Origin of the sequence: Pseudomonas brassicacearum (assembly GCF_003732225.1) — a bacterium.
Lineage (GTDB): Bacteria > Pseudomonadota > Gammaproteobacteria > Pseudomonadales > Pseudomonadaceae > Aquipseudomonas > Aquipseudomonas brassicacearum_E.
Map to the genome: position 1 here is coordinate 39737 of NZ_MOBJ01000011.1, position 23657 is coordinate 63393.

The following is a 23657-nucleotide window of genomic DNA, read 5'->3' on the forward strand; positions in this document are numbered from 1 at the left end:
AGGTGGGGCGTGCGTGAAGGTAGTCGATGGATCGGCAGAGCGCTGGGGTTGCTTATGCTTGTCCTGTCGGGGCACGGCTGGGCGCTGTGTTCGGTGGTCAGCACCGTGCCCGCCGGCTTCGGCTCGGTCAGTTCAATCACGGTGCGGACCACCTCGCAACCCAGTTCGACCACCAATGCCGGGTTGAGCTGCACGGGATCGCTGGCGTCACAGCTGACGGCCACTGACCACATCTACGCCACTTTTACTGCGGCGACTTCGGGACTGGTCGGGCCTACCGGAGACGTGATCAGCTACACGCTGTATGGCAATAACAGCACCAGTTATCCGATCACACGCGGCACGGCGTTCGACTTCGCCCGCAACTCGATCGCCGATAACCTGGGCCTGCTGAGCAGTCCGACAGTGGCCAAGACGGTGCCGATCTATCTGGATAGCATCATCGGCAGCAATGTCGCTGCCGGTGTCTATTCGGAAACCCTGAGCGTTGCCTGGAACTGGAACTACTGTTACCTCCTGAGTGTGGGGAGTCTCTGTGCGTTGCGCGACATCAACAGCGGGACAACCAGCCTGACAGTCACGATGACGGTCACCAACGACTGCCTGATCACCGCACCCAATATCAGTTTTGGTAGCGCCCCGGTCATCAGTGGGTTCGCGGCGGTCACCAACCAGACGGTCAATCTCACCTGCACCAAGGGCAGCGCCTACACCGTGGGCCTCGACGATGGCCAGCACGCGGTCAGCACGGGCGGACGCCGGCGGATGATTTCAGGCAGCAATTACCTGGCTTATGACATTTTCAAAAGTGCCGGCACCACCCGCTGGGGCAGTGTCACCACTGCGCGACGGGCCAGTTCCGATGCCGAGGTCAATCCCGGCAACGGCTTGGGGAACGGCAGTCAGATCTTCAACTACAACGCGAAGATCTACACCGACCAGACCACCCCTCCAGCCGGCACCTACCTGGACAATGTGGTGCTGGATGTGGGGTTTTAGCCGGCGCTGGTAGCCCTGCCACTCAGTGTTCAAGGGTTAAAACCTCTGCATCTGCTTGAGCATCTGCGTCGCCGGATCCCGGGCTTCGCTGACCATCGCATAGTTGTACCCGGGCCCCGACCAGTACTCAGCCTGCAACTCGCCGTCGCTTCGACTGCCGCGTGGCAGCAGGTTGTTCTTCGGGCCTGGCGGGCGGATGTAAAAACTGATTTTGCGGCCGCTCTGGTCCTCGTACATCACCATCGCTGCGGGCCCTTGTTCGGTGCTTAGCAAGCGTCCACTGACCGGTTTGAACCCCGAGTTGGCGAGGTTCGGCAGACGATTGGCCTGGGAGAAGTAATGGTCGAGCCAGCCCTGCATATCGCCGTCATCGGTGACCGTGTAATCGGCCGGCAGGATGCCTTGCTGGGCGAACATCCGGTACGCCTGCATCGCGTCGGTCATCGGCGGCGGCGCGCCAGCCATGGTCATTTCCCGTGCTTGCCAGCCGCTCAAGCCGCCGACGCTGACCGCGATCAGCAGCACGGCGGCGCTGGCCAAGTGGCGGCGTGACTGACGTTTCAGGCGCCGGCGAATCACGCCGGGATCGAGGTCCGGGTTGGCAGGTTGCTGCAAGGCGCCGCTCAAGGCTGCACGCAGTTGCTGGGCGTCCTGTTGCCAGGCCTGAACCTGCTCGGCAACGTGCGGATTGGCTGTCAGGTACGTTTCCACCAGGCGCCGATCCACGTCGTTGAGTTGATGGTCGACGTAGGCGTGCAGGTCATTGACGCTTGGGGGCATGCTGATCATTTGAGTATCCGCAAAGAGGGGCTGGTGATTTCGCCGTCGCTGAGCTGGCGCAAGGCCTGGCGGGCGCGGGACAGGCGAGACATCACGGTGCCGGTGGGGACGTCGAGGATCTCGGCGACCTCCTTGTAACTCAAGCCTTCCACCGAGACCCAGAGCAACAGCGCACGTTGCTCGGTGGTCAGTTTGTCGAAGGCTTGCAGCGTCGATTGCGCCAACACCGTGCGCTCGACCGAGGGCTGCGCATCGTCGCGACCGGTGAAGAACTCAAGCATTCGCGCATAACGCCTTGAGCGTCGATGGGCGTCGAGAAACTGCCGATACAGAATCGAAAACAGCCAGGCACGTAGATCACCGTCCGGGCGTTTGTCGCCCCAACCCGACAGCGCCCGCTCCAGGCACGACTGCACCAGATCGTCTGCGCTGCTGGGGTTGCGCGTCAGCGACACGGCAAACCGCCGTAGCCTGGGGATGAGTTCACGTAACAGTTCGTCGAGATCGTTCATGGAATGCTGGCTAGTCTTTACGCGTTGGACTAGGGAGACGCCCGGCATTGGAGGTTATTCCAGCGTTGAAAAAATAAATACCGGGCCATGGAATAAACCTCTGTGGGCTTCGTCTGATTGATCCTTCCCACCGGTGGCCCACGGCCCTGGAGATAGTCATGGTTGATCGTTCACCACCGCCACGGCCCGATAAAATCCCCCTGAGCAGCGCGAGTCTGGCCTTGCGTCTGGCCGGTATCGGCGCGGTGGTCGCCGCACTGGCCGGGGCCTTCGCTTACGTCAATGGAACGTTTGACCCGCAGCGGCTGACGCCGAAGGCGCTGGTCGACGTGTTGGAGAAAAATAACGGCGTACACCCGGGGTTTCGGCGCAATCACGCCAAAGGCGTGTGCGTGATCGGGTATTTCGAAAGCAGCAACGAGGCGCGTCCGTATTCAACCGCCCAGGTCTTCAGCGCGGCGCGAACGCCGGTCGTGGGGCGTTTTGCGCTGCCCAGTGGCAACCCCTACGCGCCGGACAATAGCGTACCGATTCGCAGCCTGGCGTTGCGCTTCAAGCAGGCCAACGGTCAGCAATGGCGCACGGGGATGAACAGCATGCCGGTGTTCCCGGTGGGCACACCCGAGGCGTTCTATCAGTTGCAACAAGCCCAGACACCCGATCCGGCCACCGGCAAACCCAATCCCGCCAGCGTCCCGGCGTTTTTTGCCGCACACCCGGAAACCGCGCCTTTTCTGCAATGGGTGAAGACCGCCAAGCCGTCGGCGAGTTACGCGACCGAGACCTACAACGGCATCAATGCTTTTTATCTGGTCAACGCGGCAGGCCAGCGTCAGGCGGTGCGCTGGAGCGTGGTGCCCGTGGCGCAAGATGCGGCCGGCGCCAGTGCCCCTGAAGGTGCGGACTTTCTCGAAAAGGACCTGCTCCAGCGCTTGTTGAAGAGCGGGCCGTTGCGTTGGCAGCTGAGTATCACGCTGGCGGCTCCTGTTGACCCGACCAATGATGCCAGCAAGGCCTGGCTGGGTGAGCGCAAGGTCTTGAACGCCGGGACGCTGGTGCTGGAAAGCACCCAGGCGCAAAACGCTGGCGAATGCCGCGACATCAACTACGACCCGTTGGTACTGCCAAGTGGTATCGAGGGATCCGATGACCCGTTGCTGGCCGCACGTTCAGCAGCTTATGCCAGTTCTTACCTGCGTCGTACCCATGAAGTCGAGCAGTTGCCCACCGCCAAACAGGAGTCGCCACAATGAGCGCGCACCCTCATCATTTCGCTCCACTGGCGCGGCTGCTGCACTGGCTGATGGCCGTGATGATTATCGCCATGCTGTTTATCGGTGCCGGCATGGTCGCGTCAGTGTCCGAGCGCCATGAATGGCTGATCCATCTGCACAAACCATTGGGGATAGCGATTTTGTTGTTGGTGATTGCGCGGCTGTTCGTGCGCTTCTCGACCCGCCAACCGCCGTTGCCGACAGACTTGCCGGGCTGGCAAGTGCTGGCGGCCAAGGCGTCGCATGTGCTGCTTTACGCCTTGATGCTGATCCTGCCGTTGCTGGGTTGGGCGATGATTTCGGCAGCGGGGGATCCGGTGATGCTCGGCAGTTCGTGGCAATTACCCGCGATTGTGCCGGCGAATGCGCTGCTGTTCGCCTTCCTGCGCACGGCTCATGGTTATCTGGCGTACCTGCTGTTTCTGACCGTTCTGTTGCACCTGGCGGCGGCGCTGTTCCATGGTTGGGTGCGGCGTGACGGGGTGTTGGACAGCATGCTGCATGGCAAGGATCACTGATCGGCCGGCACGGCGCAGCGCTCGGGTGCGCCGCTTTTCAGTGTCAGCAGCCAATAGACCAGCGCCACGGCGTTGATCCCCGCGCCGAGCCAGCAGACGCCCAGCCAGCCACCCCAGGCATAGATCGCTGTCGAACCGATGGAACCCAGTGCGCTGCCTATCGAGTAGAACAGCATATAGCCTGCGGTCAGCCGACTTTGGGCTTCGGGCCGTACGCTGTAGATCATGCTTTGGCTGGTCACGTGCACGGCCTGCAAGCCGAGATCGAAGGTGATCACTCCCAGCAGCAATGCCCAGAGTGACGACTGGGTCAGACCGATCGGCAGCCATGAGGCGAGCATCAACAACAGCGACAGTCCACTGGTCCAGTGGCCCAGGCCGCGATCGGCCAGATGCCCGGCGCGGGCGGCGGCCAGGGCACCGGCGGCACCGGCCAGTCCAAACAAGCCGATTTCACTGTGGGACAGTGACAGCGGCGCTTCGCTCAGCGGCAGCACCATCGGGGTCCACAGGACCATGGCGCTGGCGAACGTCAACAGGGCGAGAGTGGCGCGCTGGCGCAACACGGCTTCTTCTTTAAACAGTACGAACACTGAGCCGATCAGCTTCCAATAGCGACTGGCCGGTTGGGTTTGTTCGTGTTTGGGCAGCACCTGAAACAACAGCAGCGCCATCAGCAGTGTCAGAGCGGCCGACAACACATAGATCGAGCGCCAGCCGGCCAGATCCGCCATCGCACCGGAAACCGTTCGGGCCAGCAGAATACCGACCACGATCCCGCTGGTCACCACGCCCACCACCCGGCCGCGCTCATCAGGCACCGCCAGTGTGGCTGCGTAAGCCACCAACACCTGAGTGACCACCGCCAACAGACCGGTCAGGGCCATGCCGATCAACAGCCAGAGGCTGCTCGGGGCCAGGGCGATCATCAGCAAGGCGATGGAGGAGAGCAGCGTCTGAGTCACGATCAACTGTCGGCGGTTAAGCAAGTCGCCCAGCGGCACCAGCAACAGCAGGCCAAGACCGTAACCGATTTGGGTCAGTGTCACGACGATGCCGATAGTCGCCGGATCCATGTCAAACGCTTGGGCCATGGCGTCCAGTAATGGCTGGGCGTAATAGACATTGCCGACCGCCAGCCCGCAGGCGATGGCAAACAGTAGAACGACGCCGCTGCTGAGGTGCGTAGAGGGATGAGAGGATTTCATGCCGGGCTCCGAATGTGGTTTCAAATTAAAACCAGTTGTACGGTAGAGAGGCTGGTTTTATATTGCAACCACATTTTTGCTGTCAGCCTGCGAGTTCAATCATGGTTAAACGCACAACCTTTACCGATGCCGAGTGCCCGGTCGCGCGTTCGCTGGACGCCATCGGCGACTGGTGGTCATTACTGATCGTGCGCGATGCCTTCGACGGCATTCGGCGTTTCGGCGAGTTCCAGCGCAGCCTCGGCATGGCCAAGAACATCCTGTCTGCGCGCCTGCGCTCGCTGGTGGCCCACGGGATTTTTGAAGTGGTCCCGGCATCGGACGGTAGCGCCTATCAGGAATATGTGCTGACGGAAAAGGGGCAGGGCCTGTTCACCCTGATCATCGGCTTGCGACAGTGGGGCGAGGCGTTTTTCTTTGAGGCGGGGGAGCCGCATTCGCGGATGGTGGATCGCGAGAAGGGTCAGCCAATCAGGCTTTTGGAGTTGCGTTCCGAGGATGGGCGTTTGCTCGGGCCAGAGGATTGTCGGCGTATCGCCGTCGAGTGAAAAATGGCTGCACGCCTATGGGCATGCAGCCATTGAGCGGCATCAGCGCAGCATGCCAACCATCTCCGCCACCGTCGATAACACATCCTTACCCAACTGCATCGAACGTTTGCCGGACCAGCCGGTGCGCGCATTCGGTGCATCATTGTTGTCTTTGAAGGGCATCTCCAGAGTCAACGACAGGCAATCGAACTTCTGCCCGACGCTATTGCAAGCCAGTTTCATGTTGGCCTGGCCCGGGAGGTCACGGGTGTAGCCGTGGGTGGTCTGGAAGTCGCGGGTCAGGTGTTTCAGATGACTGCGGAACTGCTCTTCGAGTTTCGCGATCCGTGGCGTGTAACCCGGGTTGCCTTCGCAGCCAGCGGCGAATACGTAGGGGATTTCTTCATCGCCGTGGATATCGAGGAACAGGTCGACGCCGTACTTCTCCATCTGCTGCTGAACGAAGAATACTTCCGGGCTGACTTCCTGGCTCGCGCTCTGCCAGGCGCGGTTGAGGTCCTGGCCCATGGCGTTGGTGCGCAAGTGGCCATGGAAGGCGCCATCCGGGTTCATGTTCGGGACCAGGTACAGATCGGCACTGGCCAGCAGTTTGTTCAATTCAGGGTCAATGTGCTGTTGCAGGCGCTCGATGACACCTTCCATGAACCATTCGGCCATGTGTTCGCCAGGATGCTGCTGGGCGATGATCCAGACCTTGCGCTGGCCTTCGGCGCCGCTACCTTTGCGCAGCAGTTGAATATCGCGACCTTCGACGCTTTTGCCGGTGGCCAGCAGTTCGGTGCCGGCTTTGCTCAGCGCTTGCTCGATCAGCCAGTCATGGCGTCCGCGGCTGTAGGGTTCAAAGTAGGCGAACCAGGCGTGAGTCTCGGTGGCTTCCAGGCTGAAGCGCAGGCAGTCACCTTCAAAGATCGTCGGTACGCGGAACCAGTTCACGTGGTCATATGAGGCCACCGCCTGGTAACCGTCCCATGCCTTGCTGTAGGAAGATTTACTGGCGTTGTTCAGTCGAAACCAATGTTCCTGGCCGACGTGCAGACCACTGGCCTTGAAGTGAAACCACTGGAAATGCTGACTGCGGGTGTCTGGTTTGATGGCCAGCAAGGCCTGCAACGGATTGCTGAGGTCCAGCACCTCGATGTTGCCGCTGTCGAAGTTGGCGGTGATTTCAAAGGAGCGGTGAGCCACGGTCATAATCTATTCCTGAGTATGATTTTTATGGCTGCTACTTTACACGCAAGGGGGGGAAACCGAGGGCAATTTGCGGGGGATAAAACAGGGGGGGCGTCGTCCTTGACGCAGCCGCAGCTTAGTGTTTATGCGATTGATTCTCAAGTGCTATTTTGTTGCCTCAAGCCCGTGCTTGAGCGGTCTGTTGCAAAAAGATGCTCTTTTGATATCATCCGCGCCATCGAATTTAGCAACACCAGTCTTCATTAGCCTGAAGCCATAGCCAGAATAACTGGCAAAAAAAAGACCCGGCAAAAAGCCGGGTCAAAAACCGTGATTAGCCTGATGAGGAGATATTCCAGGAGTCCGACCTAAGGTCTCTTGGTCTATCACTGATCTCGCGATCAGTTGCTTGCAATAATAATCATTATCATTTGCAAGTCAAATGTTTTCATCCGCCTTATTGGAAAATTTTTCCTGTGGCTTTCCCAAACGTCTGCGGCTTGAGTCGAATCGCAGCGTTCACTTCGATTTTCCCTGTTCAGTCTTTCTGGTCACCGTCCAGGGATCTGTCCACCATGGCCTTGGCCATATCGATCATGTGTACCACTGAAAACGCCAGATCACGGCTTGCGCCATGCAGGTTATCCGCCGACTCATAAGCGGTCGCTGCTGCACAACGCAGCAAGTCCGATGCATGGACCAGGGCTTCCTCGCTGCTGATGTTACGGTTTACATCGAAGAATCGTTCTGCGACTTCGAATTCTGAAACAGTTGGTTTCAAGTAATAGTCGAGGGCGCGTTGGGCTGCCGCGCAGCCTTTGAGTGAGGTGAAGTTCGCGTCGATTTCCGGTTCTGTCGTGTCTTTGCGGGTGATATCCATGCTGGGTATTGCTCCGTGGGTGGGGCGAATGAATAAACTGAATCCTAGTACTAAATGTATTCATGACGAAAAATTAAATACTACAATGTGTGTGTTGAGGGTCCGGCCACGCGAAGTATTGTTCCGCCCATGGATAAATGGATTGAGTTGGTCAAAGCCAAGATGAGTGAACTCAAAATCACTCAGGAAAAGCTCGCAGAGCGCCTCGCAATGTCTCAGGGCGGCATCGGCCATTGGCTGAACAAACGTCGTCAGCCCAGCCTTGAGGACATGAACCGGGTGCTTCAGGAGTTGGGGTTGGGGTTTCTCGAAGTCGCCCTGGTGATCAGGGAGCCCGAGATTGCGGAGGACGATGCACAAGAGGGCGATTACGAAGTGTCGCTAGCGCAAAAGTACAACCCGTACTTCCGCTACCCGGTCAGTGATTGGCGTGGCATTGGCGAAGTGCGCGAGCCTGCACCGACCGCTTACGCCAAGGGTCGCTACGAGTTATCGGATTATCACGCTCAAGGTCCGGCGTTCTGGCTGGTCGTGGTCGGCGATGCGATGACTGCACCGAGCGGTATCAGTATTGCGCAAGACATGCTCATTCTGGTCGACCCGGCGGTTGAAGCCGTGCCCGGCAAACTGGTGATTGCACAATGGTCTGACAGCGCCGAAGCGACTTTCCGCATGCTGATCGAAGAGGGCGGGCAACGCTATCTCGTGCCGCTGAATCCGACGTACCCGAAGGCCCTGTTTACCGACGAGTGCCGAATCATTGGTGTGGTGGTGCAGGCAACGGCCAAGTTCTAGGCTCTGTACGAAAACTGCCTGATCGCCGCTCGGCGAGTTTTCGTACAGACCCCAAGTCAGACAGGTCCTACGGCGTAGGACCTGTCATCAGGCCGCGGCTATTCCAACTCCACCAGCGCGCTGCCTTCGTTGACCATCTCGCCTTCCTGGCAATACAAGGCTTTGACCACGCCAGCATGGGGCGCACGAATGCTGTGCTCCATTTTCATCGCCTCCAGTACCACCAGTTGCGCGCCGGCTTCGACCGTTTGCCCCGGTTCCACCAGTACTCGCACGATGCTGCCATTCATCGGAGCCGTCAGGCCGCCGTGATGACTATGGCTGGCTTCCACTTCGGCGATAGGGTCGTAAGGCTTGATGCAGCGCAGCTCACCTTCCCATTGCAGGTAGAGGCTTTCGCCATGACGGATCGCGCGATGCTGACGGCGCAAACCGTGATGCTCGACCAGCAATTGCTCACCGATGAGCTCGGCGTTGCGCGTGTCGGCCGGGGCCAGGGTGATTGCCCGGTCTTGCCCTTCGCAACTCAAGTGCAGCGTGATTTCTGCCGGCAACCCGGCACGGAAACCGTTACCAACGGCCCATGGCGAACTTGGGTCATCAGTGCGTACGGTGTGTGCCTGGCTTTGCGCGAAGGCTTGGGCGGCGGCTTGCCAGAACTCATCGCTGAATTCGTTTGGCGCTGGCAGTAATTGTTCCTGATAGCGTGGGATGAATCCGGTATCCAGTTCAGCTGCAGCGAAGGCTGGGTGACCGACGATTCTTCGCAGAAAGCTGATGTTGGTCTTCAACCCGCCAATAGCGAATTCATCGAGCATGCTCAGCAGCCGCAGGCGTGCTTGCTCGCGGTCCTCGCCCCAGGCGATGAGTTTGCCAAGCATCGGATCGTAGAATGGCGAAATGCTGTCGCCTTCCTCGACACCGCTGTCGACGCGTCGGCCCGGGCCTGCCGCTGACTCGCGGTACAACGCCAGGTGTCCGGTGGCCGGCAGGAAATCATTGCTCGGGTCTTCGGCGTACAAGCGCACTTCAATCGCATGGCCGAGCAACGGCACCTGCGCCTGAGTCATTGGCAGCGGCTCACCTTGGGCGACGCGAATCTGCCAGGCGACCAGATCGAGGCCGGTGATGGCTTCCGTGACAGGGTGCTCGACCTGCAACCGCGTATTCATTTCCATGAAGAAGAACTCGCCGCGCGAGTCCAGCAGAAACTCAACGGTACCTGCGCCGACATAACCGATAGCCTGCGCCGCACGGACTGCCGCTTCACCCATGGCTTTGCGCAGTTCCGTGCTCAGGCCGGGCGCCGGGGCTTCTTCGACGACTTTCTGGTGGCGACGTTGAATCGAGCAATCACGTTCGTTGAGGTACAGGCAGTTACCGTGCTGATCAGCGAAGACCTGGATTTCCACATGGCGCGGTTTGAGCAGGTACTTCTCCACCAGCATCCGCGAGTCGCCGAACGAGGATTGCGCTTCACGCTGCGCCGACGCCAGAGCTTCGGCCAACTGGCTGACCTCCTCGACCACTTTCATGCCTTTACCGCCGCCGCCGGCAGTCGCCTTGAGCAGCACGGGATAGCCGATGCGCTCGGCGGCGTCGCGGAAGGTTTCCAGGTCCTGGGCTTCGCCGTGGTAACCCGGCACCAGCGGTACACCTGCGGTTTCCATCAAGGCTTTGGCGGCGGATTTGCTGCCCATGGCGTCGATGGCCGAAGCGGGTGGGCCGAGGAAAATCAAACCAGCGGCTTCAATCGCGCGGGCGAATCCGGCGTTCTCCGAGAGAAAGCCATAACCTGGGTGAATTGCCTGGGCGCCGCTGGCCTTGGCGGCAGCGAGCAGTTTGTCGATTTGCAGGTAGCTGTCAGCCGCTTTGCTGCCACCCAGGTCGACACGGATGTCTGCCTCGCGACTGTGCCGCGCATCGCGATCGGTGGCGCTGTGCACGGCCACGGTGGTCAGGCCCAATGCCTTGGCGGTGCGCATCACTCGGCAGGCGATTTCGCCACGGTTGGCCACCAGCAGGGTGGTGAGAACTGGGGCGCTCATCAACGCGGCTCCTTGGTGGTAGTTTCGGGCTGCCAGCTTGGCGGACGTTTTTGCAGGAACGCCCGCAGGCCTTCTTGCCCTTCAGGGCTGACGCGAATTCGGGCAATGGCGTTTTCGGTATAGCGCCGCAGCGCCGGGGTCAGCTCACCGTTGCCGACTTCGCGTAGCAAGTCCTTGCTGGCACGCATGGCCTGGGGGCTGTTGAGCAACAGATTGCTGATCCAGCGCTCGATCTGCGGTTCAAGCTCAGTGCTCGGATAACTTTCGCTGAGCAGGCCGATTTCTTGAGCGCGTTGGCCGCTGAAACGTTCAGCAGTCAACGCATAACGACGTGCGGCCCGTTCACCGATGGCTTGCACAACGAACGGGCTGATCACTGCTGGCGCCAGGCCGATGCGCACTTCCGACAGGCAGAATTGCGCGTCATCGGCACCAATCGCCATGTCGCAGCAACTGATCAAGCCCAGTGCGCCGCCATAGGCCGCGCCTTGGACTACCGCCAGCGTCGGGATCTTCAGCTTGGCCAGGTTGTACATCAGTTCTGCCAGCTCGCGGGCGTCGTCGAGGTTGGTGTGGTAATCGAGTTCGGCCGATTGCTGCATCCACGCAAGGTCAGCGCCAGCGCTGAAATGCTTGCCACGCCCGCGCACCAGCAGAAAACGCAGGCTCGGGTCGCTCTGGACCTTGTCCAGTGCAAGGATCAGTTCGCGGATCATTTCGGCGTTGAAGGCGTTGTTTTTTGCCTCGCGACTCAACCACAGCGTGGCGAAACCACGCGGGTCGGTCAGCAGTTCCAGGGTGTTGAAGTCGCTCATGGTTTTCTCCAGATCACATCCGGAACACGCCGAAGCGGCTCGGTTCGATAGGTGCATTCAACGATGCGGACAAGGCCAGGGCCAGTACGTCGCGGGTTTGCGCCGGGTCAATGACGCCGTCGTCCCACAACCGCGCGCTGGAGTAGTAGGGGTGGCCCTGTTCTTCGTACTGGTCGAGGATCGGTTGCTTGATCTCGGCTTCCTGCTCGGCGCTGAAGCCCTGACCACTGCGCTCGGCCTGCTCGCGCTTGACCTGTACCAGCACGCCCGCAGCTTGCTCGGCGCCCATCACGCCGATTCGCGCGTTCGGCCACATCCACAGGAACCGCGGATCGTAGGCCCGCCCGCACATGCCGTAGTTACCGGCGCCGAAGCTGCCGCCGATGATCACGGTGAATTTCGGCACCTTGGCGCAGGCCACGGCGGTGACCAGTTTTGCGCCGTGCTTGGCAATGCCGCCAGCTTCGTATTTCTGACCGACCATGAAGCCGGTGATGTTTTGCAGGAACAACAGTGGAATCCCGCGCTGGCAAGCCAGTTCGATGAAGTGCGCGCCTTTCTGCGCGGCTTCGGCGAAGAGGATGCCGTTGTTGGCGAGAATCGCGATCGGGTAGCCGTGCAGATGCGCAAAACCACAAACCAGCGTCGTACCAAACAGTGCTTTGAATTCATCGAACACCGAGCCGTCGACCAGGCGCGCGATGACCTCACGTACATCGAACGGCTGCTTGGCGTCGGCCGGCACTACGCCGTACAGCTCATCGCTGGCGAACAGCGGGGCGATCGGTGTGCGTTGCTGCAGTTCACCGAGTTTGCGCCAGTTGAGGTTGGCAACGCTGCGTCGAGCCAGGGCCAGCGCGTGTTCGTCGCTGTCGGCATAGTGGTCGGCCACGCCGGAAATCTTGCAGTGCACATCGGCACCGCCAAGGTCTTCGGCGCTGACCACTTCACCGGTCGCGGCTTTCACCAGCGGCGGGCCGGCGAGGAAAATCGTCGCCTGTTGACGGACCATGATCGCTTCATCGGCCATGGCTGGCACATAAGCGCCACCGGCGGTGCAGGAGCCCATGACCACAGCGATCTGCGGGATGCCCATTGCGCTCATATTGGCCTGGTTGAAGAAGATTCGACCAAAGTGTTCGCGGTCCGGGAACACTTCATCCTGACGCGGCAGATTTGCACCGCCCGAGTCGACCAGGTAGATGCACGGCAGGCGATTTTGTTGGGCGATGGTCTGGGCGCGCAGGTGTTTTTTCACCGTCAGCGGGTAGTACGAACCGCCTTTTACCGTCGCGTCGTTGGCAACGATCATGCATTCGACGCCTTCGACCCGGCCAATGCCGGCAATCACTCCGGCGGCGGGAACATCTTCACCGTAGACCTCGTAAGCCGCCAGTTGGCTGATTTCCAGAAAGGGTGAGCCTGGGTCGAGGAGGCGATTGATTCGCTCACGGGGCAGCAGTTTGCCGCGTGAGGTATGCCGTTCCTGGGCCTTGGCGCCGCCGCCTTGCTGGACCTGAGCGAGCAGGGTGTGCAGCGCGTCGACCTGAGCAAGCATCGCCGCGCTGTTGCTGGCGAACTCCGCCGAACGGGGATTGAGCTGGGTGTGCAGGATTGCCATGGACAGCTCCGTTAGCGGGTTTCGTTGAACAGTTCGCGACCGATCAGCATGCGACGGATCTCACTGGTGCCCGCGCCGATTTCATACAACTTGGCGTCACGCAGCAGACGGCCTGCCGGGAATTCGTTGATGTAGCCGTTACCGCCCAGAATCTGGATCGCATCGAGGGCCATTTGCGTAGCGCGTTCGGCGCTGTAGAGGATCACACCGGCAGCGTCCTTGCGGGTGGTTTCGCCACGCTCGCAGGCCTGGGCCACGGCGTACAGATACGCGCGGCTGGCGTTGAGTTGGGTGTACATGTCGGCGACCTTGCCCTGGATCAGCTGGAATTCGCCGATGCTTTGGCCGAACTGTTTGCGGTCGTGGATGTACGGAACGATGAGGTCCATGCAGGCCTGCATGATCCCGGTTGGTCCGCCGGAGAGCACCACGCGCTCGTAGTCGAGGCCGCTCATCAGCACTTTCACGCCACCGTTGAGCACGCCGAGGATGTTCTCCTCCGGGACTTCAACGTCGTCGAAAAACAGCTCGCACGTGTTCGAACCGCGCATGCCCAGCTTGTCGAATTTGTTGCTGCGGCTGAAGCCTTTCGAGTCGCGTTCGACAATAAATGCGGTGATGCCGTGCGGACCTTTTTCCAGGTCGGTCTTGGCGTAGATCACGTAAGTGTTAGCGTCCGGACCGTTGGTGATCCAGGTCTTGCTGCCGTTGAGCACGTAATGGTCGCCACGTTTGTCGGCGCGCAGTTTCATCGATACCACGTCGGAGCCGGCGTTCGGCTCGCTCATGGCCAAAGCGCCGATGTGTTCGCCGCTGATCAGCTTGGGCAGGTATTTGGTTTTCTGTTCGTGGGTGCCATTGCGGTTGATCTGGTTGACGCAGAGATTGGAATGCGCGCCGTAGGAAAGGGCAACCGAGGCCGAGCCACGGCTGATTTCTTCCATGGCCACCACGTGCGCCAGATAGCCCAGGCCGGCACCGCCGTATTCTTCTGGAACGGTAATCCCCAGCAACCCCATGTCGCCGAATTTACGCCACAGGTCAGCAGGGAACAGGTTGTCGATATCGATCTGTGCTGCGCGCGGGGCGATCTCTTTGGTGACGAAGGCGCGCACCTGGTCACGCAGCATGTCGATGGTTTCGCCGAGGGCAAAGTTCAGGGTCGGATAGCTCATGGGGGCACCTTCAAACTTGTTTTTATAAATGGAGAATCGGCCTGCAAAGTACGCCGAATCGGCTGTCACCTTTACGTTAACGTAAGCCTGTGACGAATGGCTGTCAATCACCCTTTACGTTAACGTCAACTTGAGAGAGAGTAGAGGCAGTTTCGAGGTTGAAAATCGAACCGTTTGCGTAGGAACAGCTAAGTCTGTCACCGGCAAAGGTTCAACCGTCTCACCCACTAAAAAAGACAATAGGGGTCGTCATGGATCAACACAGTGCTCACCCACAGCACAGCTATAGCCGCGGTTCGCAGGACAAAGCCTTGCTGGCGATGACCATTGGTCAGGCGTTCGATAACACAGTCGCGAAGTACCCTCAGGGCGATGCATTGGTGGTGCGTCATCAGCAACTTCGCTACAGCTGGGCGCAATTGGCCGAAGCGGTCGATTTGCACGCCAGAGCGTTACTGGCGCTGGGCTTGCAGACCGGTGACCGTCTAGGCATCTGGGCGCCAAACTGTGCGCAGTGGTGTATCAGCCAGTTCGCCAGCGCGAAGGTCGGGGTGATTCTGGTCAACATCAATCCGGCCTATCGCAGCTCCGAACTTGAATACGTGCTGAAGCAATCCGGCTGCCAATGGCTGGTGTGTGCCGGCTCGTTCAAGACGTCCGATTACCACGCGATGCTGCAAGGCCTGGTGCCGGAACTGGCCGAGCAATCCATTGGTCGCTTGCAGTCCGAACGCCTGCCGGATTTGCGCGGTGTGATCAGCCTCGACGCGCAGCCGCCATCAGGTTTCCTGCCGTGGTCGCAACTGGCGGATCTCGGCGCCGGGGTGCCGGTCGAGCAGCTCAAGGCGCGCCAAAACAGCCTGCATTTCGATCAGGCGGTGAACATTCAATACACCTCGGGCACCACCGGTTTTCCCAAGGGCGCGACCCTCAGTCACTACAACATCCTCAACAACGGTTACATGGTCGGCGAAAGCCTTGGGCTGACCGCCAACGATCGTCTGGTGATTCCGGTGCCGCTGTATCACTGCTTCGGCATGGTCATGGGCAATTTGGGTTGCGTTACCCATGGCAGTACCATGATTTACCCCAACGATGCGTTCGACCCATTGCTGACGCTGACCACCGTTGCACAAGAGCAAGCCACCGCGTTGTACGGTGTGCCGACCATGTTCATCGCCATGCTCGATCAACCGCGCCGTGCCGAGTTCGACCTGTCGACGCTGCGTACCGGGATCATGGCAGGGGCGACCTGTCCGATTGAAGTCATGCGCCGGGTCATCAGCGAGATGCACATGAGCGAAGTTCAGATTGCCTACGGCATGACGGAGACCAGTCCGGTGTCGTTACAGACTGGTCCGTCAGATGATCTGGAACTGCGCGTCACCACCGTCGGCCGTACCCAGCCGCAGCTGGAAAGCAAAATCATCGATGAAGCGGGCAATCCGGTGCCCCGTGGGACTATCGGTGAGTTGTGCACTCGCGGTTACAGCGTGATGCTCGGTTACTGGAACAACCCGCAAGGCACGGCCGAGGCGATCGATCAGGCGGGCTGGATGCACACCGGCGATCTGGCGACCATGAGCGAAGACGGTTATGTCTGCATCGCCGGACGTAACAAGGACATGATCATTCGCGGTGGCGAGAATATTTACCCGCGAGAGCTGGAAGAGTTCTTCTTCACCCATCCAGCAGTAGCCGATGTGCAGATCATCGGCATTCCCTGCGAGAAGTACGGTGAAGAGATCGTCGCCTGGATCAAATTTCATCCGGGCCACAGCGCCACTGAGCAAGAGCTGCAAGCCTGGTGCAAGGAACGCATCGCGCACTTCAAGACGCCGCGCTACTTCAAGTTCGTCGAGGAATTTCCGATGACCGTGACCGGCAAGATCCAGAAATTCCGGATGCGCGAGATCAGTATCGAGGAGTTGAAAGCGACGCGTTGACGATCAAAAGATCGCAGCCTGCGGCGGCTCCTACAGGTGTACACAAAACACCGAAGGCTGCGATCTTTTAGGGGAAACCCAAACGCCAGAAAGCACAAAGGGGAGCCGAAGCTCCCCTTTAATTTGTCGTTGCGTGCTCTTTTTTTATTATTAAGGGGCGGTCTGTTGTTGTTTTTGGCAACCGTGGCCCTTTACAGCTGTTTTGGGCGACCCCCATCCGGGGTCAAGAGCAAACGTATTTTTTTGAGCGCTGATCTGCTTTTTCGCCAAGCGATCCAACCAGTTCGGGAGCTACCTGAAGGTAGTTTTATTGTTCTCTGCCCGGTTGCGGGTTACTGCAAGCAGCACCCTGAAAAGCACACCTTCTCCAAAAAAATCTGTTAGCTGCGTCTCTGCCGTGTTGTTTTTGTTATGTCAGAGTCGTTACGTCTTATTTTTATTAGGTTTGCTGCTTTTTATTCTTGTTATGCCATAGCGATAGCAGAAGCCATGCCAACTTTTTAAAGCCCTTTAAAATCAAGCATTTAGTATTTTGTCGGACAATTCGTTCAGAAAAATTCGGTCAGGTTGTTTCCGTGTTACTCGTTTTGTTGCGGGCGCGGTAACACCCGGATACATCATTTAGCGCTACGGGCCTTGGCCACGCGTGAACCGGTCGGCCGGCCAAGCACGTTGCAGATCTGTTGGCCGGCGAGGATCAAGCGCTCCATGTCGACGCCGGTCTCGATGCCCAGGCCGTTGAGCAGGTACAAGACGTCTTCGGTGGCAACGTTACCGCTGGCGCCCTTGGCGTACGGGCAGCCGCCGAGGCCGGCGATGGAACTGTCGAACACCGCGATCCCTTCCAGCAGGCTGGCATAGATGTTGGCCATGGCCTGACCGTAGGTGTCGTGGAAGTGCCCGGCCAGTTTGTCCCGTGGCACGTCGGCTGAAACCACTTCGAACATCTTGCGCGTTGCGCCAGCGGTGCCGGTGCCGATGGTGTCGCCGAGGGAGACCTCGTAACAGCCCATGGCGTACAACTCGCGCGCGACCAAGGCGACTTGCGCAGGCGCCACGTCACCCTCGTAAGGGCAGCCGAGTACACAGGACACGTAACCGCGCACGCTGACACCGTGTTGTCTGGCGGCGTCCATGATCGGTACGAAACGCTCCAGACTTTCGCTGATCGAGCAATTGATGTTGCGTTGCGAGAAGGCTTCGGACGCTGCGGCGAACACCGCGACCTCCTTGACCCCGGCAGCGATCGCATCTTCGAACCCGCGCAGGTTCGGTGCCAGTGCGCCGTAAGTCACTCCGGGCTTGCGCTGGATCTGCGCGAAAACCTCGGCCGAACCGGCCATTTGCGGCACCCATTTGGGCGATACGAAACTGCCGACTTCTATATAGCCAAGGCCAGCGGCACTCAGTGCATCGACCAACTGCACCTTGTCCGCGACGCTGATGGGTTGGGCTTCGTTCTGCAGACCATCGCGTGGGCCGACTTCGATCAGGCGTACGTGGGTGGGGAGGGGCATGGCAATGGACCTGTTGTGATTGCTTGAATGTTCAGAGAACCTTGTGGATTGGGTATACCTGCTAAACGACCTGCTGGCTCTTGATCGTCTGTTCCAGCGCCTGGACGCAGCGTTCTTCGGCGGTATCGAGTTCCAGTTTCATCTGTTCGATGTCCAGCAGTTGCTGCTCGAGCTGTTCACGGCGTTCGGTGATTTTCGCCAGCATGCTGTGCAGCTGTTTCTGATTGCCGCTGGTGGGGTCGTAGAGTTCGATCAGTTCGCGGCATTCGGCCAGGGAAAAGCCGATGCGCTTGCCACGCAGGATCAGCTTCAGGCTGACTTTGTCGCGTGGCGAATAGATGCGTTCCTGGCCGCGACGCTCGGGGCTGAGCAGGCCTTGCTCTTCGTAAAAGCGAATGGCGCGGGTAGTGATGTCGAGCTCGCGGGCGAGGTCGGAAATGCTGTAGGTCTGGCTGCTCATGGGCGCGCTCGAAAAAGAGGTCATGGCGTTAAGCTAATGTCAGGTTGACGTGAACGTCAAGGAGGAAAAGATCGCAGCCTGCGGCAGCTCCTACAGGGGATCGTATTCCAACGTGGGAGCCGCCGCAGGCTGCGATCTTTTGATCTTCTCAAGCCAACGGCTTATCCAGCTTCTTCTCATGCGCAGTCACTTGCTGGCACAACTCGATCATCTGCTCGCGCATCCAGCGGTTGGCCGGGTCCTGGTCGGTGCTTTCGTGCCAGTAAAGGTGGGTTTCCACCGGCGGCACATCATTGACCGGCAGATGGAAGGCGTGCAGGTCATGACGGCGGGCGAAACGTTCCGGCACGGTCATCACCATGTCGGTCTGCTGCAACACCTGGGAGGCCATCAGGTAATGCTGCGAACGCAGGGCGATCTTGCGCTGGATGCCCATTTTGCCGAGCGCCAGATCGACATAGCCGAGGCCACTGCGACGGCTGGAAATGTGCACATGGGTCAGTGACAGGTAGTCGTCGAGGGTGAATTTTTCCTTGCTCGCCAGAGGATGACCCTTACGCATGGCGCACACGTAACGGTCTTCCATCAGCTTGACGTGGCGTACTTGCGGGTCGGTGTTGAGCGGTGCATCGACGGCAAAGTCCAGGCGGCCAGCGGCGAGCTCCTTGGTGGTCTCGCGGCGTTTGGACAGAAAACTTTCGATGATCACCGTCGGCGCCAGACGTCGCAGGCGCTGGAACAGCGGCGGCAGGATCACCGCTTCGGTGAGGTCGGTCATGCTGATGCGGTAGGTCTTGACCGCCTGCAACGGGTTGAAAATCCGGCTTTCCTGCACCGATACCCGCAGCAGCGACAGGGCATTGCGCACCGGGCCGATGATGTTTTGCGCCATGGGCGTCGGCACCATGCCCTGGGCGGTACGCACGAACAACGGGTCGTTGAAGGTCTCGCGCAGGCGGGCCAGAGCGTTCGACACCGCCGGCTGGGTAATGCCGACAATCTGCCCGGCGCGAGTCAGGTTGGCTTCGGTGTAGATCGCGTCAAAGACGATGAAAAGGTTGAGGTCGACCTTGCTCAGATTCATGGCGATTCGCTCTTGGCTCTTGTTATAGGGAGGGGGCTCGATCAGTCGATCATATATCGGTGATGAATGTTAATACACGCCGAGAATAGGCTAGGTAAATTATCAACGCTGATCTAGCATCGATTCATGACCTCAACAACGTCTCCAACACCTCGTCAAAAAAGGTAGCTGCCCATGGATTTCGCTTATTCCCCCAAGGTCCAGGAACTGCGTGAACGCGTGACTGCGTTCATGGATGCTTACGTTTATCCAGCCGAAGCGGTGTTCGAACGCCAGGTCGCCGAAGGCGATCGCTGGCAGCCGACCGCAATCATGGAAGAGCTGAAAAGCAAGGCCAAGGCTGAAGGCTTGTGGAACCTGTTTTTACCGGAGTCCGAACTGGGCGCCGGCCTGACGAACCTGGAATACGCGCCATTGGCGGAAATCATGGGTCGCTCCTTGCTCGGGCCTGAGCCGTTCAACTGCTCGGCACCGGACACCGGCAACATGGAAGTGCTGGTGCGCTACGCCAATGAAGAGCAAAAGCAACGCTGGCTGGAACCTCTGCTGCGCGGCGAGATCCGTTCGGCGTTCGCCATGACCGAGCCGGACGTAGCTTCTTCCGACGCCACCAACATGGCCGCCCGTGCGGTGCGCGATGGCGACGAGTGGGTGATCAACGGCAAGAAGTGGTGGACCTCCGGCGCGTGCGATCCACGCTGCAAAATCCTGATTTTCATGGGCCTGAGCAACCCCGACGCACCGCGCCACCAGCAGCACTCGATGATTCTGGTGCCGGTGGATACGCCTGGCGTGAAGATCGTCCGTCCGCTGCCGGTGTTCGGTTACGACGACGCGCCTCACGGTCACGCTGAAGTGCTGTTCGAGAACGTCCGCGTACCTTACGAGAACGTACTGTTGGGTGAGGGCCGTGGCTTCGAGATTGCCCAGGGGCGCCTTGGCCCAGGCCGGATTCACCATTGCATGCGCTCGATCGGCATGGCGGAGCGGGCACTGGAATTGATGTGCAAGCGTTCTATCAACCGCACCGCCTTCGGTAAACCGCTGGCGCGCTTGGGCGGCAATATCGACAAGATCGCCGACTCGCGGATGGAAATCGACATGGCGCGGCTGCTGACCCTCAAAGCCGCCTACATGATGGACAACGTGGGCAATAAAGTGGCGAAAAGCGAAATCGCGCAGATCAAGGTGGTGGCGCCGAACGTCGCCTTGAAGGTCATCGACCGGGCGATTCAGATCCACGGTGGCGCGGGTGTCTCCAACGATTTCCCGCTGGCCTACATGTACGCCATGCAACGTACGCTGCGCCTGGCCGATGGCCCGGACGAAGTGCACCGTGCGGCGATCGGCAAGTTCGAAATCGGTAAATACGTGCCGAAAGAAATGCTGCGCAGCGGGCACTAAGTCCTGGTGCTGTACCTCACCCGCAAACGGCGTGCTGCGCCATTTGCGGGTGATCGCATTTTCCGCTTCCCCCTCAATCGAGCGCGATCAGATCGACAGCGCTTTCACCTCGCGGCCAAACCGCTCCCGATACACTGACGGCGGTAGCCCGACCACGCTGCGAAACGCCACGCGGAAACTCTCCACCGAACGGTAACCGCATTGCAACGCGATGGACTCGGTGTTGTGGGCACTGCTTTCCAGCAATTCCCGCGCGCGCGCCAGCCGTTGTTGTTGCAGCCAGGATTTGGGCGAGGCACCGGTGGCTTCGCTGAACCGTCGTAAAAAAGTTCGCTCGCTCATCGCTGCCTGGCTCGCCAGTTCGCGTACGCCCAGCGGTTCATGCAGGCGTTCGCGTGCCCACTGCATGACTCGCGACAGATCACTGCGTGGCGTGCGACTGACGGGGGCGGGAATGAACTGTGCCTGGCCGCCGGTGCGTTGCGGCGACATCACCAGTCGGCGTGCCACCGAGTTGGCGACTTGAGTGCCGAAGTCCCGCGCCACCAAATGCAGGCACGCATCAATACCCGCGGCACTCCCGGCGGAGGTGATCACCTGGCCCGCGTCGACGTACAGCACGTCGGGGTCGACCAGAATGTTCGGGAAGCGCTCGGCCAGTTCCTCGGTATAACGCCAGTGTGTCGTTGCGCTCAGCCCGTCGAGCAGCCCCGTGGCCGCGAGTACAAATACCCCGGAGCAGATCGACAGCAGCCGCGCGCCTCGGGCATGGGCCTGGCGCAGAGCGATAAGCAGCGCTTGCGGCACCGGCTCGCTGCGGCTGCGCCAACCGGGGATGATGATGGTCCGCGCGGTTTCCAGCAGCTCCATGCCGCCGTCGGCCAATACCTGAATACCGCCCATGGCGCGCATCGGTCCCTGATCGACGCCGACGATCCGGTGTTCGTACCAGGGAAAATCGAACTCCGGCCGCGCCAGCCCGAAGATCTCCACGGCAATCCCGAACTCGAAGGTGCAGAGACCGTCGTAGGCCAGAACCGCGACTAATCCGGGTTCAGTGTGCATTTGGCGGAAAGTTCCCAGTGAGTGTCTTGTGCGCCACTGTAGCGGTATCGGCGAATTGGATACAGTCCTCTCACGCCCACAAACGCTTTGGAGAACACCCATGACCAGTCTGGTTCGCGAAATTCCTGCTGCCCCATCCGCCGTTGCCCTGATGCACTTCAGCAACCGTCTGACCTTTGAAACCGACTGTTCCGACGTATTTGGCAGTCAGCAGGCCGGTGATGTGGACTTCGTTCTGGTGGATGTGCGTGGTCCACTGGCTTTCGAGCGTGGTCATGTGCCGGGCGCGATCAACATTCCTGGGCGCTTGATCAGCGCTGAGGTACTGGCGGCTTACCCGAAAACCACGCTGTTTGTGGTGTATTGCGCCGGTCCGCATTGCAACGGCGCGAACAAGGCTGCGGTGAAGCTCGCGGCGCTGGAATACCCGGTCAAGGAAATGATCGGTGGAGTGACCGGATGGCTGGATGAAGGCTTTGAGTTGAGCCGTGCGGTTGAACGGCCTGTCAGTGCCGCAATCGGATGCGAGTGCTGAGCCTTTGATGCCCCCGTAGCAGCTGTCGAGCCCGCGAGGCTGCGTTCGGCTCGGTCCGTGCTCGGGCGAAGCAGTCGTTGAATCAGGCAATGCGCTCATCCAGGCAAACCGCGAGTTCAGGATTTACGAGGACTTCGTCCTCGAACGCAGCCTCGCGGGCTCGACAGCTGCTACGGGTTTTTTGCGTGCCACTCATCCAGCGTCGCTTGCAACCAGTCGAACACCTGGCGGTAAGCGGCGCTGTCGTCCTGATCCCGGGGCAGGGGCGACTCTTCGCCAAAGTGGGCGTTGAGTAGCGCTACTGACTCGGCGTTCCATTCCGGATGAAACTGCAATCCCACGTGGGTCGAGCCCACTGCGTACATCTGTTGCTCACACAAGGCGCTGCTGGCCAGCAATTGCGCATCTGGCGGCAGATCAATCGCATCCTCATGCCATTCCATTACGTTCAGTGCGTGTCCGTTGGCGAACGTAACCTGGGTCCAGCCGGTTTCGGTCCGGGCCATTCGCCGCACCTTCCCACCCAGGCTCAACGCCAGCAACTGTGCGCCCAGGCAAATCGCGAACACCGGTGCACCCTGCGCGAGGCTGGCGGCCAGCCACCGACGTTCCTCGGCCAGCCACTCGGGACCTGCGTTGGCTTCATAGGGCCCGCCCAGAATGATCACTGGCGCAGCGCCTGCGGGTGGAAGCTGACCAAGGTCAGCGCGAAACACCTTAAGCGTCAGCCCCCGGGACTCGGCCCAATCGTCAATCGCACCCGGACCTTCGGCGGGGTGGTGCTGGATCAGGTTCAACGAAGTCGAATGCTCGGGCATGGCGCTGCTCTCTGGTGGAGGGGGGACGGTCGGTCTTTTCCGTCGGATCGTGCGGCATCTTGACGGAAAACCAGGCGTTTCTGAAGGTCACTGCACCGCGCTGGCGCAGGTAATTACCGGGTGAAATACCTTGATTACTTTTTTATAACTATTTGTCGCATAAACACAATTCGCGTCCCGAGTGCAGCTCTAGGCTGCCGTACCTCGGGCCGCCTCGATGCGATGCTGGCTGACTCGGTCAACCTCGACGACGGCTTCCTGAAAACCGACGCCGGCAAAGGCTTCGCGTTCGTCGGCCCGGAATACGAAGACGCCAAGTACTTCGGCGGTGGTGCCGGTATTGCGGTGCGCAAAGGCGATAAAGAGCTGGCGGACAAATTCAACACCGCCATCAACGAAATTCGCGCCAACGGCAAGTGCAAGCAAGTGCAGGACAAGTACTTCAAGTTCGACGTTTACGGCAAGTAATTTCACTGTTCAAA

General features: G+C 59.7%; 22 protein-coding genes and 1 pseudogene. 9 read left to right on the forward strand and 14 right to left on the reverse strand.

Annotation, left to right across the window (positions count from 1 at the left end; all coding sequences use genetic code 11):
* Positions 1-54 precede the first annotated feature (54 nt).
* A complete protein-coding gene (locus BK659_RS18135) occupies positions 55-999 on the forward strand; it encodes a Csu type fimbrial protein (protein WP_123426364.1) in 945 nt (314 codons plus the stop codon).
* Between the two features lie 36 nt (positions 1000-1035).
* Here the strand turns inward: BK659_RS18135 and BK659_RS18140 are convergent, their stop codons facing one another.
* Both BK659_RS18140 and BK659_RS18145 read right to left on the reverse strand, forming a co-directional pair.
* Positions 1036-1788, reverse strand: a complete 753-nt coding sequence (locus BK659_RS18140; protein WP_123426365.1) for an anti-sigma factor family protein — start codon at positions 1786-1788, stop codon at positions 1036-1038.
* On the reverse strand, positions 1785-2291 hold the full coding sequence (locus BK659_RS18145) for an RNA polymerase sigma factor (protein WP_123426366.1): 507 nt from the start codon (positions 2289-2291) through the stop codon (positions 1785-1787). Before BK659_RS18145 ends, BK659_RS18140 begins: the two co-directional genes overlap by 4 nt.
* Positions 2292-2449: 158 nt before the next feature.
* Here BK659_RS18145 and BK659_RS18150 point away from each other — a divergent pair, with 158 nt between their 5' ends.
* Positions 2450-3544 carry a catalase family peroxidase gene (locus BK659_RS18150; RefSeq protein ID WP_123426367.1) on the forward strand — a complete coding sequence of 365 codons (1095 nt, stop codon included), beginning with the start codon at positions 2450-2452 and terminating at the stop codon, positions 3542-3544.
* Positions 3541-4083: a cytochrome b gene (locus tag BK659_RS18155; protein ID WP_123426368.1), complete on the forward strand. Its 543-nt coding sequence runs from the start codon at positions 3541-3543 to the stop codon at positions 4081-4083. Before BK659_RS18150 ends, BK659_RS18155 begins: the two co-directional genes overlap by 4 nt.
* On the opposite strand, the gene BK659_RS18160 is transcribed toward BK659_RS18155, so the two are convergent.
* A complete protein-coding gene (locus tag BK659_RS18160) occupies positions 4077-5291 on the reverse strand; it encodes an MFS transporter (RefSeq protein ID WP_123426369.1) in 1215 nt (404 codons plus the stop codon). The two genes, BK659_RS18155 and BK659_RS18160, sit on opposite strands and share 7 nt — an antisense overlap.
* 101 nt (positions 5292-5392) lie before the next feature.
* Here BK659_RS18160 and BK659_RS18165 point away from each other — a divergent pair, with 101 nt between their 5' ends.
* On the forward strand, positions 5393-5839 hold the full coding sequence (locus tag BK659_RS18165; protein WP_123426370.1) for a winged helix-turn-helix transcriptional regulator: 447 nt from the start codon (positions 5393-5395) through the stop codon (positions 5837-5839).
* A 42-nt stretch (positions 5840-5881) separates the two neighbouring features.
* On the opposite strand, the gene BK659_RS18170 is transcribed toward BK659_RS18165, so the two are convergent.
* Both BK659_RS18170 and BK659_RS18175 read right to left on the reverse strand, forming a co-directional pair.
* The gene (locus BK659_RS18170; RefSeq protein WP_123426371.1) at positions 5882-7033 is read right to left on the reverse strand and encodes a M14 family metallopeptidase; all 1152 of its coding nucleotides are present in this window, start codon (positions 7031-7033) and stop codon (positions 5882-5884) included.
* A gap of 517 nt (positions 7034-7550) precedes the next feature.
* Complete coding sequence (locus tag BK659_RS18175) at positions 7551-7892, reverse strand: DUF6124 family protein (RefSeq protein WP_123426372.1); 342 nt, start codon at positions 7890-7892, stop codon at positions 7551-7553.
* A 129-nt stretch (positions 7893-8021) separates the two neighbouring features.
* Between BK659_RS18175 and BK659_RS18180 the strand changes: the two genes are divergently transcribed.
* The gene (locus BK659_RS18180) at positions 8022-8687 is read left to right on the forward strand and encodes a LexA family protein (RefSeq protein ID WP_123426373.1); all 666 of its coding nucleotides are present in this window, start codon (positions 8022-8024) and stop codon (positions 8685-8687) included.
* Between the two features lie 98 nt (positions 8688-8785).
* Here the strand turns inward: BK659_RS18180 and BK659_RS18185 are convergent, their stop codons facing one another.
* The 4 genes from BK659_RS18185 to BK659_RS18200 are packed head-to-tail and all read right to left on the reverse strand — an operon-like array spanning position 8786 to position 14346.
* Complete coding sequence (locus BK659_RS18185; RefSeq protein ID WP_123426374.1) at positions 8786-10735, reverse strand: acetyl/propionyl/methylcrotonyl-CoA carboxylase subunit alpha; 1950 nt, start codon at positions 10733-10735, stop codon at positions 8786-8788.
* Entirely contained in the window at positions 10735-11550 is an 816-nt protein-coding gene (locus BK659_RS18190) for a gamma-carboxygeranoyl-CoA hydratase (protein ID WP_123426375.1), read from the reverse strand. The genes BK659_RS18185 and BK659_RS18190 overlap by 1 nt, the downstream gene beginning before the upstream one ends.
* A 13-nt stretch (positions 11551-11563) precedes the next feature.
* Positions 11564-13171: a carboxyl transferase domain-containing protein gene (locus tag BK659_RS18195; protein WP_123426376.1), complete on the reverse strand. Its 1608-nt coding sequence runs from the start codon at positions 13169-13171 to the stop codon at positions 11564-11566.
* 11 nt (positions 13172-13182) lie between these two features.
* A complete protein-coding gene (locus BK659_RS18200; RefSeq protein ID WP_123426377.1) occupies positions 13183-14346 on the reverse strand; it encodes an isovaleryl-CoA dehydrogenase in 1164 nt (387 codons plus the stop codon).
* A gap of 251 nt (positions 14347-14597) precedes the next feature.
* On the opposite strand from BK659_RS18200, the gene BK659_RS18205 reads away from it, so the two are divergent.
* A complete protein-coding gene (locus tag BK659_RS18205) occupies positions 14598-16292 on the forward strand; it encodes an AMP-binding protein (RefSeq protein ID WP_123426378.1) in 1695 nt (564 codons plus the stop codon).
* Positions 16293-16909: 617 nt separating this feature from the next.
* Here the strand turns inward: BK659_RS18205 and BK659_RS18210 are convergent.
* From BK659_RS18210 to BK659_RS18220, 3 genes are all read right to left on the reverse strand, one after another.
* Positions 16910-17809: a hydroxymethylglutaryl-CoA lyase gene (locus BK659_RS18210; protein WP_123426379.1), complete on the reverse strand. Its 900-nt coding sequence runs from the start codon at positions 17807-17809 to the stop codon at positions 16910-16912.
* Positions 17810-17870: 61 nt separating this feature from the next.
* Positions 17871-18269 (reverse strand): MerR family transcriptional regulator, encoded by a 399-nt coding sequence (locus BK659_RS18215; RefSeq protein WP_123426380.1) that lies wholly within the window; start codon positions 18267-18269, stop codon positions 17871-17873.
* Between the two features lie 148 nt (positions 18270-18417).
* On the reverse strand, positions 18418-19353 hold the full coding sequence (locus BK659_RS18220) for a LysR family transcriptional regulator (RefSeq protein ID WP_123426381.1): 936 nt from the start codon (positions 19351-19353) through the stop codon (positions 18418-18420).
* A gap of 174 nt (positions 19354-19527) precedes the next feature.
* Here BK659_RS18220 and BK659_RS18225 point away from each other — a divergent pair, with 174 nt between their 5' ends.
* Positions 19528-20757 carry an acyl-CoA dehydrogenase gene (locus tag BK659_RS18225; RefSeq protein ID WP_123426382.1) on the forward strand — a complete coding sequence of 410 codons (1230 nt, stop codon included), beginning with the start codon at positions 19528-19530 and terminating at the stop codon, positions 20755-20757.
* 87 nt (positions 20758-20844) lie between these two features.
* On the opposite strand, the gene ftrA is transcribed toward BK659_RS18225, so the two are convergent.
* Positions 20845-21822: a transcriptional regulator FtrA gene (ftrA, locus tag BK659_RS18230; protein WP_123426383.1), complete on the reverse strand. Its 978-nt coding sequence runs from the start codon at positions 21820-21822 to the stop codon at positions 20845-20847.
* Positions 21823-21922: 100 nt separating this feature from the next.
* On the opposite strand from ftrA, the gene BK659_RS18235 reads away from it, so the two are divergent.
* A complete protein-coding gene (locus tag BK659_RS18235; protein ID WP_123426384.1) occupies positions 21923-22357 on the forward strand; it encodes a rhodanese-like domain-containing protein in 435 nt (144 codons plus the stop codon).
* A gap of 170 nt (positions 22358-22527) precedes the next feature.
* Here BK659_RS18235 and BK659_RS18240 read toward each other — a convergent pair whose 3' ends face one another.
* The gene (locus BK659_RS18240; RefSeq protein ID WP_123426385.1) at positions 22528-23175 is read right to left on the reverse strand and encodes a type 1 glutamine amidotransferase; all 648 of its coding nucleotides are present in this window, start codon (positions 23173-23175) and stop codon (positions 22528-22530) included.
* Positions 23176-23379: 204 nt separating this feature from the next.
* Here BK659_RS18240 and BK659_RS18245 point away from each other — a divergent pair.
* Positions 23380-23643, forward strand: a pseudogene (locus BK659_RS18245) (transporter substrate-binding domain-containing protein); the annotation flags it as partial.
* Between the last annotated feature and the right edge of the window lie 14 nt (positions 23644-23657).

Excerpts from the sequence above, each read along its gene's own strand:
- BK659_RS18205 (WP_123426378.1), top strand. The coding sequence starts at position 14,598 with ATGGATCAACACAGTGCTCACCCACAGCACAGCTATAGCCGCGGTTCG.
- BK659_RS18170 (WP_123426371.1), bottom strand. The coding sequence starts at position 7,033 with ATGACCGTGGCTCACCGCTCCTTTGAAATCACCGCCAACTTCGACAGC.
- BK659_RS18220 (WP_123426381.1), bottom strand. The coding sequence starts at position 19,353 with ATGAATCTGAGCAAGGTCGACCTCAACCTTTTCATCGTCTTTGACGCG.
- BK659_RS18215 (WP_123426380.1), bottom strand. The coding sequence starts at position 18,269 with ATGAGCAGCCAGACCTACAGCATTTCCGACCTCGCCCGCGAGCTCGAC.
- BK659_RS18240 (WP_123426385.1), bottom strand. The coding sequence starts at position 23,175 with ATGCCCGAGCATTCGACTTCGTTGAACCTGATCCAGCACCACCCCGCC.
- BK659_RS18210 (WP_123426379.1), bottom strand. The coding sequence starts at position 17,809 with ATGCCCCTCCCCACCCACGTACGCCTGATCGAAGTCGGCCCACGCGAT.
- BK659_RS18195 (WP_123426376.1), bottom strand. The coding sequence starts at position 13,171 with ATGGCAATCCTGCACACCCAGCTCAATCCCCGTTCGGCGGAGTTCGCC.
- BK659_RS18180 (WP_123426373.1), top strand. The coding sequence starts at position 8,022 with ATGGATAAATGGATTGAGTTGGTCAAAGCCAAGATGAGTGAACTCAAA.
- BK659_RS18135 (WP_123426364.1), top strand. The coding sequence starts at position 55 with ATGCTTGTCCTGTCGGGGCACGGCTGGGCGCTGTGTTCGGTGGTCAGC.
- BK659_RS18185 (WP_123426374.1), bottom strand. The coding sequence starts at position 10,735 with ATGAGCGCCCCAGTTCTCACCACCCTGCTGGTGGCCAACCGTGGCGAA.
- BK659_RS18150 (WP_123426367.1), top strand. The coding sequence starts at position 2,450 with ATGGTTGATCGTTCACCACCGCCACGGCCCGATAAAATCCCCCTGAGC.
- BK659_RS18145 (WP_123426366.1), bottom strand. The coding sequence starts at position 2,291 with ATGAACGATCTCGACGAACTGTTACGTGAACTCATCCCCAGGCTACGG.
- BK659_RS18225 (WP_123426382.1), top strand. The coding sequence starts at position 19,528 with ATGGATTTCGCTTATTCCCCCAAGGTCCAGGAACTGCGTGAACGCGTG.
- BK659_RS18175 (WP_123426372.1), bottom strand. The coding sequence starts at position 7,892 with ATGGATATCACCCGCAAAGACACGACAGAACCGGAAATCGACGCGAAC.
- BK659_RS18160 (WP_123426369.1), bottom strand. The coding sequence starts at position 5,291 with ATGAAATCCTCTCATCCCTCTACGCACCTCAGCAGCGGCGTCGTTCTA.
- BK659_RS18165 (WP_123426370.1), top strand. The coding sequence starts at position 5,393 with ATGGTTAAACGCACAACCTTTACCGATGCCGAGTGCCCGGTCGCGCGT.
- BK659_RS18200 (WP_123426377.1), bottom strand. The coding sequence starts at position 14,346 with ATGAGCTATCCGACCCTGAACTTTGCCCTCGGCGAAACCATCGACATG.
- BK659_RS18155 (WP_123426368.1), top strand. The coding sequence starts at position 3,541 with ATGAGCGCGCACCCTCATCATTTCGCTCCACTGGCGCGGCTGCTGCAC.
- ftrA (WP_123426383.1), bottom strand. The coding sequence starts at position 21,822 with ATGCACACTGAACCCGGATTAGTCGCGGTTCTGGCCTACGACGGTCTC.
- BK659_RS18140 (WP_123426365.1), bottom strand. The coding sequence starts at position 1,788 with ATGATCAGCATGCCCCCAAGCGTCAATGACCTGCACGCCTACGTCGAC.
- BK659_RS18190 (WP_123426375.1), bottom strand. The coding sequence starts at position 11,550 with ATGAGCGACTTCAACACCCTGGAACTGCTGACCGACCCGCGTGGTTTC.
- BK659_RS18235 (WP_123426384.1), top strand. The coding sequence starts at position 21,923 with ATGACCAGTCTGGTTCGCGAAATTCCTGCTGCCCCATCCGCCGTTGCC.